This is a genomic window from Sphingomonas arabinosi (assembly GCF_036663715.1).
Taxonomy (GTDB): Bacteria; Pseudomonadota; Alphaproteobacteria; order Sphingomonadales; family Sphingomonadaceae; genus Sphingomonas.
In genome coordinates this window covers 379,243-393,970 of record NZ_JAXOJN010000003.1, presented here as the reverse complement: position 1 = coordinate 393,970, position 14,728 = coordinate 379,243, and the positions used below count along the sequence as shown (strand labels likewise).

At 65.6% G+C, this 14,728-nt stretch carries 14 protein-coding genes; 8 read left to right on the top strand and 6 right to left on the bottom strand.

Features of this window, described 5'->3' with window-relative positions:
- From grpE to U1708_RS07425, 3 genes are all read left to right on the top strand, one after another.
- Complete coding sequence (grpE, locus tag U1708_RS07435) at positions 1 to 540, top strand: nucleotide exchange factor GrpE (RefSeq protein ID WP_332744246.1); 540 nt, start codon at positions 1 to 3, stop codon at positions 538 to 540.
- Between the two features lie 178 nt (positions 541 to 718).
- Entirely contained in the window at positions 719 to 1,942 is a 1,224-nt protein-coding gene (locus U1708_RS07430) for a threonine synthase (protein ID WP_332744569.1), read from the top strand.
- 107 nt (positions 1,943 to 2,049) lie between these two features.
- Positions 2,050 to 2,289 carry a hypothetical protein gene (locus U1708_RS07425; RefSeq protein ID WP_056065145.1) on the top strand — a complete coding sequence of 80 codons (240 nt, stop codon included), beginning with the start codon at positions 2,050 to 2,052 and terminating at the stop codon, positions 2,287 to 2,289.
- A gap of 133 nt (positions 2,290 to 2,422) precedes the next feature.
- On the opposite strand, the gene U1708_RS07420 is transcribed toward U1708_RS07425, so the two are convergent.
- The gene (locus tag U1708_RS07420) at positions 2,423 to 2,887 is read right to left on the bottom strand and encodes a vgr related protein (RefSeq protein ID WP_332744243.1); all 465 of its coding nucleotides are present in this window, start codon (positions 2,885 to 2,887) and stop codon (positions 2,423 to 2,425) included.
- Positions 2,884 to 3,333, bottom strand: coding sequence for a copper chaperone PCu(A)C (locus U1708_RS07415; protein ID WP_332744241.1), 450 nt, complete (start codon positions 3,331 to 3,333; stop codon positions 2,884 to 2,886). Before U1708_RS07415 ends, U1708_RS07420 begins: the two co-directional genes overlap by 4 nt.
- A 167-nt stretch (positions 3,334 to 3,500) precedes the next feature.
- Between U1708_RS07415 and dnaK the strand changes: the two genes are divergently transcribed.
- The 3 genes from dnaK to U1708_RS07400 all read left to right on the top strand — a co-directional run bounded on the left by dnaK (position 3,501) and on the right by U1708_RS07400 (position 7,494).
- Positions 3,501 to 5,408 carry a molecular chaperone DnaK gene (gene dnaK, locus U1708_RS07410; RefSeq protein ID WP_332744239.1) on the top strand — a complete coding sequence of 636 codons (1,908 nt, stop codon included), beginning with the start codon at positions 3,501 to 3,503 and terminating at the stop codon, positions 5,406 to 5,408.
- A gap of 157 nt (positions 5,409 to 5,565) precedes the next feature.
- Positions 5,566 to 6,693: a molecular chaperone DnaJ gene (gene dnaJ, locus U1708_RS07405; protein ID WP_332744237.1), complete on the top strand. Its 1,128-nt coding sequence runs from the start codon at positions 5,566 to 5,568 to the stop codon at positions 6,691 to 6,693.
- 342 nt (positions 6,694 to 7,035) lie between these two features.
- A complete protein-coding gene (locus U1708_RS07400) occupies positions 7,036 to 7,494 on the top strand; it encodes a TM2 domain-containing protein (RefSeq protein ID WP_332744234.1) in 459 nt (152 codons plus the stop codon).
- A gap of 425 nt (positions 7,495 to 7,919) precedes the next feature.
- On the opposite strand, the gene purB is transcribed toward U1708_RS07400, so the two are convergent.
- Entirely contained in the window at positions 7,920 to 9,218 is a 1,299-nt protein-coding gene (purB, locus tag U1708_RS07395) for an adenylosuccinate lyase (protein WP_332744232.1), read from the bottom strand.
- A gap of 230 nt (positions 9,219 to 9,448) precedes the next feature.
- Here purB and U1708_RS07390 point away from each other — a divergent pair, with 230 nt between their 5' ends.
- On the top strand, positions 9,449 to 9,877 hold the full coding sequence (locus tag U1708_RS07390) for an EF-hand domain-containing protein (RefSeq protein WP_332744230.1): 429 nt from the start codon (positions 9,449 to 9,451) through the stop codon (positions 9,875 to 9,877).
- A 62-nt stretch (positions 9,878 to 9,939) separates the two neighbouring features.
- On the opposite strand, the gene U1708_RS07385 is transcribed toward U1708_RS07390, so the two are convergent.
- From U1708_RS07385 to radC, 3 genes are all read right to left on the bottom strand, one after another.
- A complete protein-coding gene (locus U1708_RS07385) occupies positions 9,940 to 10,341 on the bottom strand; it encodes a BLUF domain-containing protein (protein ID WP_332744229.1) in 402 nt (133 codons plus the stop codon).
- A gap of 66 nt (positions 10,342 to 10,407) precedes the next feature.
- Entirely contained in the window at positions 10,408 to 10,587 is a 180-nt protein-coding gene (locus U1708_RS07380; protein ID WP_332744227.1) for a hypothetical protein, read from the bottom strand.
- 148 nt (positions 10,588 to 10,735) lie between these two features.
- Positions 10,736 to 11,428, bottom strand: a complete 693-nt coding sequence (radC, locus tag U1708_RS07375) for a RadC family protein (protein ID WP_332744225.1) — start codon at positions 11,426 to 11,428, stop codon at positions 10,736 to 10,738.
- An 85-nt stretch (positions 11,429 to 11,513) separates the two neighbouring features.
- Here radC and U1708_RS07370 point away from each other — a divergent pair, with 85 nt between their 5' ends.
- Entirely contained in the window at positions 11,514 to 14,681 is a 3,168-nt protein-coding gene (locus U1708_RS07370; protein WP_332744223.1) for an intermembrane phospholipid transport YdbH family protein, read from the top strand.
- Positions 14,682 to 14,728: the final 47 nt, after the last annotated feature.

The following is a 14,728-nucleotide window of genomic DNA, read 5'->3' as shown; positions in this document are numbered from 1 at the left end:
ATGTCCGATACCGATCAGAACGCTCCTGCCGACCTGCGCGAAGAAACCGCTGAAGACGCGCCGGAAGTCGCTGCGAACGACCGCGTCGCCGAGCTCGAGAACCAGCTGGCGGAAGCCAAGCAGAACGTCCTGTACGCTCAGGCCGAGATCCAGAACGTTCGCCGCCGCGCCGAGAAGGAAGCGCAGGACGCCCGCGCCTATGCCGCGACGGCGTTCGCACGCGACGTGCTGTCGGTTGCCGACAACCTCGCTCGCGGCCTGTCGGCGATCCCGGCGGACCTGCGCTCGGACGAGAAGATGAAGGGGCTCGTTACTGGCCTCGAAGCGACCGGTCGCGAGCTGGAGAGCGTGTTCCAGCGCCACGGCATTACCAAGATCGTCTCGGAGGGCCAGATGCTCGACCCGAACAAGCATCAGGCGATGATGGAAATTCCGAGCGACCAGCCTGCGGGCACGATCGTCCAGGAAATGCAGGTCGGCTACATGATCAAGGACCGCCTGCTACGCCCGGCCATGGTCGGCGTCGCCAAGGCTGGGTGATCCTCCCCGGAACGGGGAGGGGGACCGCCACGCGCTTGCGTGGTGGTGGAGGGGGCTCTCCTCCCGAGTACTATCTGCGGCCGGGCACGTTTACGTCGAGCGGAGCGCCCGCGGCACGCCTCCTCCACCAGCTGCGCTGGTCCCCCTCCCCTTGCAGGGGAGGAATTGAGAGATGCACATGAATCAGAACCTCACCGCCGATCGCCAGACCTTCGTCACGCATCTCGAATGCTCGATCACCGGCGAGCGGTATGAGGCGGATCGGCTTCATGGGCTTTCGCGTGCGGGGCGGCCGTTGCTCGTCCGCTACGACCTCGACGCAGTGCGGTCCGAGATCTCGCGCGACACGATCGAGGCGCGGCCGACGGACCTGTGGCGGTGGCGCGAACTGCTTCCCGTTCGCCACACATCCAACATCGTCAGCCTCGGCGAGATCGAGACGCCACTCGTGCCGCTGACGAAGTCGGGCGGCCCCAACGTCCTCGTGAAGGACGAAGGCCGCCTCCCGACCGGCTCCTTCAAGGCGCGAGGCCTCGTCATGGCCGTCGCGATGGCGAAGGAACTCGGCGTCACGAAGATCGCGATGCCGACCAACGGCAATGCGGGCGCGGCGCTGGCAGCTTACGCCACCCGCTGCGGGATCGAGACGATCGTGTTCTGCCCCGACGACACCCCCGAGATCAACGTCCGCGAGATCGCGATGCAGGGCGCGCGGGTCTGGCGGGTCAACGGGTTGATCGACGATTGCGGCGCGATCGTCGGCAAGGGCGCCGCGGAAGGCCGCTGGTTCGATTTCTCGACGCTGAAGGAGCCCTATCGGATCGAGGGCAAGAAGACGATGGGGCTCGAACTCGCGGCGCAGTTCGGCTGGAAACTGCCGGATGCGATCTTCTATCCGACCGGCGGCGGCACCGGGCTGATCGGGATGTGGAAGGCGTTCGACGAACTGGAAAAGCTCGGCTGGATCGGCTCGGAGCGGCCCAAGATGTTCGCGGTGCAGGCGAGCGGCTGCGCACCGATCGTGCGCGCGTTCGAGGCGGGCGAGGAGCATGCCGAGCGTTGGGAGGATGCGAGCACCGTCGCGGCCGGCATTCGCGTGCCGAAAGCGGTCGGCGACTTCCTGATCCTCCGTGCAGTGCGGGAGTCGGGCGGGCAGGCGCTCGCGGTCGGCGATCCCGCGATCCTGAAGGCGGTGGACGCGGCGGCGAAGCAGGACGGCTTGCTGCTATGCCCGGAGGGCGGCGCGACGCTGGCGGCGTATCATCAGGCGCTGAACACCGGGCTGGTCGACGAGGATGACAAGGTCGTTCTTTTCAACTGCGCGACCGGACTGAAATATCCGATGCCGGAAGCACCGCAAGCGCTTGATAGAACACGACCTATCGATTTCGACGCGCTGTAAACCGCGGATTTCTGCCGATATGGTGGGTCGAGATCTACCAGATCGGTGGTTGAAATTGATCCATGTTGTCTGCAACGGGGCGCCCTTCTTTACAAAAGGGGTCTTCAATGCAGAAAATCGTTCAGGTCGTTTGCGTCGTGCTCATCGCTGCGGCGGTGATGTTCGGCGGGCGTTGGTACATGTACGTCGCGCGCGGTTCGAGCCCGTATGACGAGGTCGGTATCGCGCTGAACGGCTATGCGCCGGGCCCGATGCGCGCCTGGGGCTGCCACAAGATGCAGGCACGCTTCCCGGGGCAATTGCCGCCTTACGGGTGCGCCGGGCCGGATGGCCGCAGCTGGCTCTAACGCCCCACCCGTCGTGAAACCACACCCGTCATCCTGACGAAAGTCAGGACCTAGAGTAACTCAGCGCGCCGACCGTGGCTCTGGGTCCTGACTTTCGTCAGGATGACGGGGTGTATCAGGTTGACGGGGTGCGTCAGGCAGACATTAACGGCGTAAAAGGCAGCACCGTCTCATACTGCTCAAGCGGCGGCGCCCCCGCCACCTTCGCTCCCGCACGCAGCAGGAAAGCATGCCGCACGATCTCGCCCTGCTGCTCGATCCCGTACCGATGCAACGCCACCCCCGGCCGGAACGCATAGTCGTACCGGCACCACGGATGCCGCGCCAATGGCAGGAACACACCCCGCTGGTGCTGCCAGATGTGCGTCATCTCATGGATGAACAGCCCCTGCAGCGTCAGGTGCGCATGCGCGAAGTCGTCGCACCACAGGTCGCCCTTGGGATGGAAGTGGATGCACCCGCGCGGCGCCATCACCGTGTCGCGCGGCTGGAAGAACGCCCATTTACGCCGCGCCAAGCTCACCTGCGTATAGTCGATCGCGCCCCCGAACACCGACGCCGCAAGCGCCGTCTCGCCCTCGGTCAGCGCACGCTTCACTTCGCCGTCGCAGTCCCCGCTGGAGCCCCCGCCGCGACAACGTTTGCGTTGCCCAGGATCCGCGTCCCGTCCGCAAACGCGAACGTCAGCATCGCCCGCGCGCCCGGCTTGATTCCCGGGTTCATGTTGAACAGCATCACGTGCCGCCCGCCCGGCGCGAACGCGACGTCCGTGTTCGCCGGGATCTCGACGCGCGCAAGCGGCGCCATCAAGGTCACGCCGTCCTTCGCCATCGTCTCGTGCATCTCGGCCTTGATCGCGACATCGGTGGTGACCGAGATCAGCGTCGCCGGGGTCGGCCCGCCGTGCACCGTGAAATACGCCGCCGCAGGGCGTCCCGTCACCGCGCCCAGCCGGATATAGGCGCCGTCGACCGACAACTCCTTGGGCTGCGAACACGACGCCAGTGCCATCGCGGCAACACCCAGTCCGAAAACGATACGCATAGGTTACTTTTCTCCGGGCGCTGCCTCTTGCGCATCCTATGACCCATACAATCTTGCGGCAAGCGCGAGGCCACCTATATCGCGCCCATCATCAGAAAGGTTCCGCTGCCGTAACGGGGTGGAACCGGTTTCGTATTTCGTTTCAAGTGAGGGGCTAATCAGAACTCATGGCTAAAGTAATCGGTATCGATCTCGGCACGACCAACAGCTGCGTTTCCGTCATGGAAGGCGGCAAGCCCAAGGTCATCGAGAATTCCGAGGGCGCGCGCACCACGCCGTCGATCGTCGCCTTCGCCAAGGATGGCGAGCGGCTGGTCGGCCAGCCGGCCAAGCGCCAGGCAGTGACGAACGGCGACAACACCATCTTCGCGGTGAAGCGCCTGATCGGCCGTCGCTTCGACGATCCGATCACCAAGAAGGACACCGAGCTGGTCCCGTACAAGATCTCGCGCGGGCCGAACGGTGACGCATGGGTCTCGGCGGGCGGCAAGGATTATTCGCCGTCGCAGATCAGCGCCTTCACGCTTCAGAAGATGAAGGAAACCGCTGAGTCGTATCTCGGCGAGACGGTCACGCAGGCGGTCATCACCGTGCCGGCCTACTTCAACGATGCCCAGCGTCAGGCGACCAAGGACGCCGGCCAGATCGCAGGTCTCGAAGTGCTGCGCATCATCAACGAGCCGACGGCTGCGGCGCTGGCCTACGGCCTCGACAAGCAGGACGGCAAGACGATCGCGGTCTACGATCTCGGCGGCGGCACGTTCGATATCTCGGTGCTGGAAATCGGCGACGGCGTGTTCGAGGTGAAGGCCACCAACGGCGACACCTTCCTCGGCGGTGAGGATTTCGACAACAAGATCGTCCAGTATCTCGCCGACGAGTTCAAGAAGGCCGAGGGCATCGACCTCGCCAAGGACAAGCTGGCGCTGCAGCGTCTGAAGGAAGCGGCCGAGAAGGCGAAGATCGAGCTCAGCTCGGCGCAGTCGACCGAGGTCAACCTGCCCTTCATCACCGCGGACCAGAACGGCCCGAAGCATCTGGTGAAGTCGATCACCCGCGCCGACCTCGAGAAGATGGTCGAGGACCTGGTCAAGCGTACGCTCGAGCCGTGCCGCAAGGCGCTCGCCGACGGTGGCCTGAAGCCCGAGGATATCTCGGAGGTCGTGCTCGTCGGCGGCATGACGCGCATGCCGCGCGTCCGTGAAGTCGTGAAGCAGTTCTTCGGCAAGGAGCCGCACACCGGCGTCAACCCGGACGAGGTCGTCGCGATGGGCGCCGCGATCCAGGCTGGCGTGCTGCAGGGCGACGTCAAGGACGTGCTGCTGCTCGACGTGACGCCGCTGTCGCTCGGCATCGAGACGCTGGGTGGCGTGTTCACCCGGATGATCGATCGCAACACGACGATCCCGACCAAGAAGTCGCAGACCTATTCGACCGCGGACGACAACCAGGGCGCGGTGACGATCCGCGTGTTCCAGGGCGAGCGCGAGATGGCGGCCGACAACAAGATGCTCGGCAATTTCGATCTCGTCGGCATTCCCCCCGCACCGCGCGGCGTGCCGCAGATCGAGGTCACGTTCGACATCGATGCGAACGGTCTCGTCAGCGTCTCGGCCAAGGACAAGGGCACCGGCAAGGAGCAGCAGATCCGCATCCAGGCATCGGGTGGCCTGTCGGACAACGACATCGACCAGATGGTCCGCGATGCGGAGACCTTCGCCGAGGAGGACAAGAAGCGTCGTGCGGGAGCCGAGGCGAAGAACAACGCCGAGTCGTTGATCCACACGACCGAGCGTCAGCTTGCCGACAACGGCGACAAGGTCGACGACGCGCTCAAGACCGAGATTCAGGCTGCCATCGACGCGACCAAGGCTGCGGTCGAGAGCGGCGATGCGGACGCGATGACCGAGAAGAGCACTGCGCTCGCCCAGGTTGCGATGAAGCTCGGCCAGGCGATTTACGAGAAGCAGGCCCAGGCGGACGCTTCGCCGTCGGCCGACGGTGACGCGGCGAAGAAGGACGACGACGTCGTCGACGCCGAGTTCTCGGAAGTCGACGACAACCCGAAGGCGTAACCGAAACTCCCTCTCCCCAGGGTCCCATGAAAGTAATACTTTCATGGGTTCCCGGTCGGGGAGAGGGCCGGGGTGAGGGGCAGTTCCGCGCGCTGCCGTGTGGAACTGCCCCTCACCCAACCCTCTCCCCGGAGGGGAGAGGGCTAAGAGGGCCGCTATGAGTACCCAGACAGATTATTACGAACTGCTCGAATGCGAGCGGACCGCGGATGCGGGGACGATCAAGTCGTCCTACCGCAAGCTCGCGATGAAGTATCACCCCGACAAGAACGCCGGCTGCAAGGATTCCGAGGCGCAGTTCAAGGCGGTCAGCGAGGCGTACGAGTGCCTCAAGGATCCGCAGAAGCGCGCGGCCTATGATCGCTTCGGCCACGCCGCCTTCCAGAACGGCGGCGGGGGTGGCGGCGGCGCGCAGGATTTCGGCGGCTTCAGCGACATCTTCGAGAGCGTCTTCGGCGAGTTCATGGGCGGTGCACAGCGCGGCGGCGGTCGCTCGGCGGCGCGACGCGGCGCTGACCTGCGCTACGACATGGAAGTCTCGCTCGACGAAGCGTTCCACGGCAAGGCGACCGAGATCACGGTCGACGTGTCGGCGCTCTGCGACACCTGCGACGGCTCGGGCGCCAAGGCCGGGACCCGCGCGAAAACCTGCCAGCATTGCGGCGGCCACGGGAAAGTCCGTGCGCAACAGGGCTTCTTCGTCGTCGAGCGCGCTTGCCCGGTCTGCAACGGCGCCGGCGAAGTCATCGCCGATCCGTGCCCCGATTGCCGCGGCGAAGGCCGTGTCGACAAGACCAAGACCCTCTCGATCAACGTCCCCCCGGGCGTCGACGAAGGCACGCGGATTCGCATGTCGGGCGAGGGCGAGGCGGGCGCCCGTGGCGCGCCAGCCGGCGATCTCTACATCTTCCTGCACGTGACCAAGCACAACCTGTTCGAACGCGAGGGCACGACGTTGTTCGCACGCGCACCGATCAGCTTCACGGTCGCGTCGCTCGGCGGTTCGCTCTCGATCCCCGGCCTCGACGGTCGCACGCACGAGATCAAGATCCCCGCCGGTATCCAGTCGGGCAAGCAGCTTCGCCAGCGCGGCGCCGGCATGCCGGTGTTGCAGGGCCGTGGCCACGGCGACCTCGTCGTCCAGATCGACGTCGAAACCCCCACGCGCCTCAGTAACCGCCAGAAGGAACTGCTCGAGATGTTCCGCGAGACCGAGACGGGCGACGAATGCCCGGCGAGCCAGGGCTTCTTCGCCAAGCTGAAGGGCGTATTCGCCGGGGAATAGGGCAAACACGGGCCGACGGTGACGTCGGCCCAACCATAGCGAAGTGCATATCCAACTCCGTCCTCCCGCGAAGGCGGGAGCCCAGGGTTGTGGGACGCTGACACCGGCGACATCATGCCCCTGCGTGCTTCTCGTCATCACGGCAAAATCTGATGTCGCGACGAAGCCTTTACCGGGTAGCAAAGCATTGTCGGGTCCTAAAATCTGCATCGGACCATTTGCTTGCGAAATGGATCGGCCGCGCTTGGTGAGAGATCGCGAACTTGGACCCTATGCTACTTAAGTTCGAGCTTGCCTGATCCGCGGCTTCCGCCAGAATGACACCGAACATCGAGGAATGACATGCGCGGACAGGTTTTAGGCGTCGATCCCCGGACGGGCGAAGGGATCGTCGCGGGGCAGGACGGACAGCGCTACCGGTTCGCGCCGGAGGATTGGGCGCATCGCGGCGAACCCGCGATCGGTATCGAGGTTGATTTCGAGGCCGCCAACGACCGCGCTCTCAGCGTCTTCCCGATGCCGACCGCATCGGGCCCGCGTCGTGCGGTGCCGCCCGCGACCGTCGCCCCACCGACCAACGACCGCAACAAATATGTCGCCGCGGTGATGGCGTTCGTCATCGGCACGCTCGGCATCCACCGCTTCTACCTCGGCCGCACCGGCTCCGGAATCATCATGCTGGTTCTCAGCATTACGGTGATAGGCCTCGTCATCAGCGCACCCTGGGCGTTGATCGACATGATCCGTTACCTGATGATGTCGGACGAGGAATTCGCGGCACGCTATCCGTGCAAGCGATAGATATCCGAAGGTCTTGAAACTGCCGGCCTAGCCGCGCCCCCTCGGAAGGGGGCGGGCGGGCCGATGGGTCAGAAGGCGGTGATGACCACCCCGACCACCAGCGCTTGAGCCGCGATCGCCAGCATGGTGCTGGTCACGGTTTCGAACATGCGCATGGGTAGGTCTCCGATGCCGGAACAACATCCGGCAAGCGGGATATGGGCTTAGTTGCGCGTCGTCGCAATTTTGTAACACGTAATCGCAATTGCATTGCGTGCACTTCGGGCGTCGCTGGGAGCTTGGACATCCATAAAGATCCAAGCGGTCTCCCCTCCCTGGAAGGGAGGGGCAGGGGGTGGGTCGGCTTCCACAAGTTCCAGGCGTGGTGGCTCTAGCGGGCCGACCCACCCCCGACCCCTCCCTTTCAGGGAGGGGGAAGGCGCCCCTCAGGCCGCGCCGAACACCCGGGCGAAGATCGTGTCGACGTGCTTCAGATGATAGCCAAGGTCGAACTTGTCCTCCAGTTCCGCATCCGACAGCGTCACTTCCGGATCCACCTTCAGCAGTTCCAGCAGCGACAACGCGCCATCCGAATCCCACACCTTCATCGCGTTACGCTGAACCAGACGATACGCATCCTCACGGCTCACACCCGCCTGCGTCAACGCCAGCAGCACGCGCTGCGAATGGACCAGCCCGCCCATCTTGTTGAGATTCTTCAACATCCGTTCGGGGTACACGACCAGCTTGTCCATCACGCCGGTCAGCCGCGCGAGCGCGAAATCGAGCGTGATCGTCGCGTCCGGCCCGATATAGCGCTCGACCGACGAGTGCGAGATGTCGCGCTCATGCCACAGCGCGACGTTCTCCATCGCCGGCGTCACATACCCACGCACCATCCGTGCGAGACCGGTGAGGTTCTCGGTCAGCACCGGGTTGCGCTTGTGCGGCATAGCCGACGAACCCTTCTGGCCCGGCGAGAAGAACTCCTCCGCCTCGAGCACCTCAGTGCGCTGGAGATGACGCACTTCCGTCGCGAGCCGCTCGATCGAGCTGGCGATCACGCCCAAGGTCGCAAAGAACATCGCATGGCGATCGCGCGGGATGACCTGGGTCGAGACCGGCTCGACCGACAGGCCGAGCTTGCCTGCGACATATTCCTCGACGAACGGATCGATGTTCGCGAACGTGCCGACCGCGCCCGAGATCGCGCAGGTCGCGACGTCCTCGCGCGCCGCCACCAGCCGCGCCCGGTTGCGCGCGAACTCGGCATGCGCCTGCGCGAGCTTCAGCCCGAACGTCACGGGTTCTGCGTGGATGCCGTGGCTGCGGCCGATCGTCGGCGTCATCTTGTGCTCGCGCGCGCGGCGTTCGAGCACCACCAGCAACGCATCCAGATCCGCGATCAGGATGTCACTCGCTTTAGCCAACTGCACGGCCAGGCACGTGTCGAGGACGTCCGACGAGGTCATGCCCTGGTGCATGAAGCGCGCTTCCGGCCCGACATGCTCGGCGACGTTGGTCAGGAAGGCGATAACGTCGTGCTTGGTCTCGCGCTCGATCTCGTCGATCCGGTCGACCTCGAACGCGCCCTTTTCCCAGATCGCGGCGGCCGCTTCCTTGGGCACCACGCCCAACTCGGCGAGCGCATCGGTGGCGTGCGCCTCGATCTCGAACCAGATCTTGAAGCGCGCCTCGGGCGTCCAGATCGCGACCATGTCGGGGCGGGAATAGCGGGGGACCATGGGGTTTCCTCGGGAGCGTGAAGGGTAGGGCGTGTCGCGTGCATAGTGCCCGCGGTTGCACGCGAAACGCGGTAGCAGGACGCAGGGGAAGGTTCAAATACGCGTCGCAAGGTATAAATCCGGCGATGTGAGGCGTACAAAGCGAGTGAGCGGTTCGCGGTGCCGAGTATATCTCAGGCATGATCGCAAAGCTGCTTAGTAGATGCGTAGAACACTACCGGAGAGACGCAATGTTGAAATATGCTATGCTGGCCGGTGCGGCTTTGATTGCTGCGCCCGTATTGGCGCAGACAACCACGACATCCCCGCAGACTTCTCCGTCCAGCGGCGGTGCTGCCGCGGAAGTGCCGCAGTCCGGCACGCCAACCGATGCCGTACCGATGCAGTCCGCCGCGCGCGAGCAACCGGCATCGAGCAGTCAGGTCGCCCAGGTCGTCGACACCGAATTCCCGACCTATGACAAGAACGGCGACGGCAAGCTCAGTGCGGCGGAATTCGGTGGCTGGATGGTCGCGCTGAAAAGCAAGACCGATCCGTCGACCAAGCCCGACGCACCCGACACCAAGAAGTGGGTGTCTGCGGCCTTCACGCAGGCGGATGCCGACAAGAACAAGTCGCTGACCAAGGCCGAGGTCACCAGTTTCCTAACGCAAGGCTGATCGGCCGCGACTGGTTTCAGACGATAGAGGCCGCCGCGTTCATCGCGCGGCCCTTATCCCAGTTACGCCGAAATCGACCCGGTTGCCATCAACGACAGGAACGGGTTGCGGACCGTGTCGGATGCTCCGGTCAGCAGGCGCCGCATGCGGGCATCATACGCATCGACCGGGTCGGTGGCGCGGCGATGCGCCATCGTCCAGCCACCGAACTGGCGTTCGTCGATCGTAACATCGCGTTGTACCGAAAGACCGTAATGCCGCTGATCGTTCAGGATGCGCTCGAAGGTCGAGTCGATGCTGGCGGTCGGTCCCTCGATGACCTGTAGAAACCGTGCGCCGTCCGACCACAATAGGCCGGTTATCCCGTCGACCGCGTTGTTATACCTAGACTGTTCCAATATTGCTACGAGATCGGCCTTGTCGCCGGTAACCGTGCTCGAACTCACATAGAGGATTTGGCGCATCGCGTCTCCGGTCTGTAACTAAGCCGGTTGGATACTATGATGCGTCGGATTGCGTCTTGCTGTGGATCAAGGCGCCTTTCGAGCAGCGTCTTCCTCTGCGAGCCGTGCCTCTTCCAATATCTGTCCCTGCGCCTCTGCCGCGCCATCCAGCAGGCGATCGGACGTTTCCGCCGCTGCATCGGGCGTCAGGGCGAGTGCCACCCCACCCGGACCGCTGACCAGAACTTGGCCCTGTTCTGCAGCCACGGTTGAGGCATGGTCGTGTAGTTTATTGTCCACGTTCGAGGACTCCTTCGCGAAGACAACGAAGATTATCGGGAAAAGGCGCGGCCATGGCCTGTGTTCCCCCGCTATATCTTACTGCCCTAGATCAACCCCCCTAGATCAACCCCCCTTAGATCAACCCCTGCGCGCGCAGGCTGATATGGCCGCCGGTGCCCATTACGATATGGTCGTGCACGGTGATCCCGAGCCGCTTGCCGGCCTCCGCGATCGTCCGCGTGATGTCGATGTCCGCACGGCTGGGGGAGGGGTCGCCACTCGGGTGATTGTGGACGAGGATGATCGACGCCGAACCCAGGTCGATTGCGCGCCGGATCACTTCGCGGACATAGACCGCGGCCTGGTCGATCGAGCCCTTGCTCATCACCTCGTCGCGGATCAGCATGTTCTTGGTATTGAGATGCAGCACGCGGAAGCGTTCGATCGCGTGGTGCGCCATGTCCGCGCGGAGATAGTCGAGCAGCGCCTGCCAATTGGCGAGCACCGGGCGGTCGCTGACGTGCGATTGCAGCAACCGGATCGCCGCGGCGTGCGCGATCTTGATCGCCGCGGTCGAGATTTCGCCCATGCCCTTCACCCGGCCGAGCGCTTCGGCATCCGCGGTAAGGACGCCGCCGATCCCGCCGAACTCGCGCATCAGGGCCTTGGCGAGCGCCTTGGTGTCACCGCGAGGGATGGCGATCGCGAGCAAATATTCGATCAATTCGTGATCGAGCAGCGCGTCGCTGCCGCCTTCGAACAGGCGCTTGCGGAGGCGCCCTCGGTGGCCCTTCAGATCGTCGGTTCCATCGTCCGGTTCGGCCATATCGCGATGCTAGCACATCCACACGCAATTGCATGACGCCCCCGCTCCCGCCTATGCAGAGGCCAGTGCGTGACGGAGTATGCAGGTGAGCGAGACGAGCGAGACGGGGGCCGACCCCGGCCCCCAACCTCGCCGTCCGGCGCCTGTCCGCCGTATCATCCTGATCGTCGCGCTGGTTCTGTTCGCGGCCCTGCTAGCACTATGGTTCGCGCGCAAACCGATCGCGGAGGGGTTCATCGATCGCGAACTGGCGAAGGCCGGGGTGCCTGCGCGGTACGAGATCGCCAACCTCGCGCTAGGTGGCCAGCGGCTGACGAACGTCGTGCTGGGCGATCCGGCGCACCCGGATCTGGTCGCCGACTGGGTCGAGACACGGACCGGAGTCGGGTTGTCGGGCCCGTATCTGGAGGGCGTCCGCGCGGGGAAGGTTCGGCTCCGCGGGCGGCTGATTGACGGCAAGGTCTCGCTCGGCGCGATCGACAAATTGTTGCCGGCATCGTCGGGCAAGCCGTTCTCGCTGCCCGCGCTCGACGTGGCGGTCGCCGATGGGCGAATGCGGCTGGAGACTCCGCAGGGTGTCGTCGGACTAAAGCTCGCCGGATCGGGCAAGCTCGACGACGGTTTCCACGGTACGCTGGCGGCGATCAGCGAGCGGCTCGACATCGGCGGCTGCGTGATCGACCGGTTGGCGGCGACGGTGAAGCTGCGGATCGACGCGGCGAAACCGACGATAACCGGCCCGGTACGCGTGTCGCGGCTCTCCTGCGGCGCAACGCACGCCGATCACATCGTCGCTGACCTCGACGTCGGGCTCTCGGCCGCGCTCGACCGCTGGCAGGGCAAGGCGGCGCTCAAGACCGGGACCGCGCGTACACCGGGCGGCACGTTGGCCGGCGCAAGCGGCACGATCGACTTCACCGGAAGCGCGATGGCGACCACAGGCAAGGCGAACATTGCGGCCAATACCGTTCGCACTACCGAGGGCGGCGCGCGCAGGGTTGCGCTTGCGGGCAGATACCGGATCGGCAAGCAGATCGCGTTCAACGGACGTGTCCAGGCGAGCGGGGCCGCGGTGGCGCAGAAGCGACTCGCAGAACTGAACGCGATCGGCCGTGCGGCCGCGGGAACGCCTGTTGCACCATTGGCAACCGCGGCTGCGAAGGCGATCCAGACGGCTGGCCGCGGATTTGCCGCGGACGCCGACCTGCGCCTGCAGATCGATGGTGGACGCGGCGAGGCAGTGCTGTCCCGTCTCGCGCTCGCCTCCGCCAGCGGTGCGCGCGTGGCGCTAGGCGGCGGGAGCGGGGTCGCGTTCGGCTGGCCGAACGGCGGCGTGCGACTCGACACAATTCTCGCGATGCGCGGCGGCGGCTTGCCTCAGGCGCGTATCTCGCTCGCGCAGGCGAAACCCGGCGCGGCGATCCGCGGCGTTGCCACCATCGCGCCCTATTCGGCTGGTGGCGCGAGCTTGGCGCTGACCCCCGTCACCTTCAGCGCGACGCCGGGCGGCGCGACCTCGATCGCGACCCGAGTCACGCTCGGGGGACCGATCGGCGCGGGCGGCTCGGGCAACCGCGTCGACGACCTGTCGATGCCGGTCGCGGCGCTATGGGACGGTCGCGGGCGGCTGATCGTCAACACCGGCTGCGCGCCGCTCACCGTCCAGCGCCTCGCGATCTCCGGTCTGGTGCTCGATCCGTCGCGGTTGACCTTGTGCCCGGTCGACGGCGCGCTGGTGCAGGTCAATGGCGCGCGGATCAGCGGCGGCGCGAAGATCGCGGCGGCAAAGCTCGGTGGACGACTCGGCACCACGCCGATCACGCTCGCAACCGCCGGCGCGACCGTGCGCCTCGCCGATCGCGGCTTCCGGATCGAGGGCGTGCAGACCCGCATCGGCGCGCCCGAACGCGTCACGCGACTCGATTTCGGCACCATCACCGGCCGCATGACGGGGCAAGGCGTGGCGGGTACGTTCACCGACGGCTCGGGCCAGATCGCCAATGTCCCGCTGTTGCTGGGCGAGGCCGCGGGCGACTGGACGCTGGTCGGCGGCGCGCTCAACCTCACAGGCGCGATGGGCGTATCCGACGCCGCGCCGACCCCCCGCTTCAAGCCGCTCGCGGCGCGCACCGTGACGCTCGCGCTCGTGAACGGCACGATCACCGCCGCCGGCACGCTGTTCGAGCCGACCACCAACACGAAGGTCGCCGACGTAACGCTGGACCACGCACTCGCGACGGGGACGGGCAAGGCCGACCTGACCGTCCCCGCGATCGCCTTCGCCAAGGACAGGCTGCAACCCGACGCGCTTACCCCGCTCACCTTCGGCGTGATCGCCGATGTCAACGGTTCGGTCAGCGGGGAGGGGCACATCGCCTGGAACCCTCAGGGCGTGACGAGCAATGGCGTGTTCCGCACCGCCGGCACCGATCTCGCCGCCGCGTTCGGCCCGGTCACCGGCATCGCGACGGAGATCCGCTTCACCGATCTGCTCAACCTCCAGAGCGCACCGGGGCAGGTGGCGACGATCCGCACGCTCAATCCCGGCATCCCGGTCACCGACGGCACGATCCGCTACCAGACGCTGCCCGGCGCGCGCGTGCAGGTCGAGGGTGGGTCATGGCCGTTCGCCGGCGGATCGCTGACGCTCGACCCGACCCTGCTCGATTTCTCCGCGCCGAAGGAGCGCCGGATGACGTTCCACATCGCCAACATGGCGGCCGACCAGTTCCTCCAACAGTTCGATTTCAAGAATCTCGACGCGACCGGGATCTTCGACGGTGTCCTGCCGATGATCTTCGACGAGAGTGGCGGCCGGATCGAGGGCGGCGACCTGCGCGTCCGGCCCGGCGGCGGCACGCTCGCCTATGTCGGCGATCTCAGCCAGAAGGATCTCGGCATCTGGGCGAACATCGCGTTCCAGGCGCTGAAGTCGCTCCGCTACCAGTCGCTACGCGTCGGCATGAACGGGCCGCTCGCGGGCGAGATGGTGACCGACGTCCGCTTCGCCGGCATCAGCCAGGGGGAGGGGGCTAAGGCGAACTTCATCGTCCGCCGGCTCCAGAAACTCCCCTTCATCTTCAACATCCGCATCAAGGCGCCGTTCCGCGGATTGCTCGACACCGCGCAGAGCTTCTACGATCCGAAGCGGCTGATCGAGCGCAACCTGCCCGCGCTGATCCAGCAGCAGTCGGGGCCGCCCCCTCCCGAACCTCCCCTCATTCAGCCTCCCGCAAGCAGGATCGTGCCATGACCGAAACAGGATTGAAGAAGCTGGAGCAAAGGCCGATCTTGCAAGTG

Coding starts and splice junctions, on each gene's coding strand:
- dnaJ (WP_332744237.1), top strand. CDS start 5,566: ATGAGTACCCAGACAGATTATTACGAACTGCTCGAATGCGAGCGGACC.
- U1708_RS07430 (WP_332744569.1), top strand. CDS start 719: ATGAATCAGAACCTCACCGCCGATCGCCAGACCTTCGTCACGCATCTC.
- U1708_RS07415 (WP_332744241.1), bottom strand. CDS start 3,333: ATGCGTATCGTTTTCGGACTGGGTGTTGCCGCGATGGCACTGGCGTCG.
- radC (WP_332744225.1), bottom strand. CDS start 11,428: ATGGCCGAACCGGACGATGGAACCGACGATCTGAAGGGCCACCGAGGG.
- U1708_RS07385 (WP_332744229.1), bottom strand. CDS start 10,341: ATGCGCCAAATCCTCTATGTGAGTTCGAGCACGGTTACCGGCGACAAG.
- purB (WP_332744232.1), bottom strand. CDS start 9,218: ATGGTCCCCCGCTATTCCCGCCCCGACATGGTCGCGATCTGGACGCCC.
- dnaK (WP_332744239.1), top strand. CDS start 3,501: ATGGCTAAAGTAATCGGTATCGATCTCGGCACGACCAACAGCTGCGTT.
- U1708_RS07400 (WP_332744234.1), top strand. CDS start 7,036: ATGCGCGGACAGGTTTTAGGCGTCGATCCCCGGACGGGCGAAGGGATC.
- grpE (WP_332744246.1), top strand. CDS start 1: ATGTCCGATACCGATCAGAACGCTCCTGCCGACCTGCGCGAAGAAACC.
- U1708_RS07425 (WP_056065145.1), top strand. CDS start 2,050: ATGCAGAAAATCGTTCAGGTCGTTTGCGTCGTGCTCATCGCTGCGGCG.
- U1708_RS07390 (WP_332744230.1), top strand. CDS start 9,449: ATGTTGAAATATGCTATGCTGGCCGGTGCGGCTTTGATTGCTGCGCCC.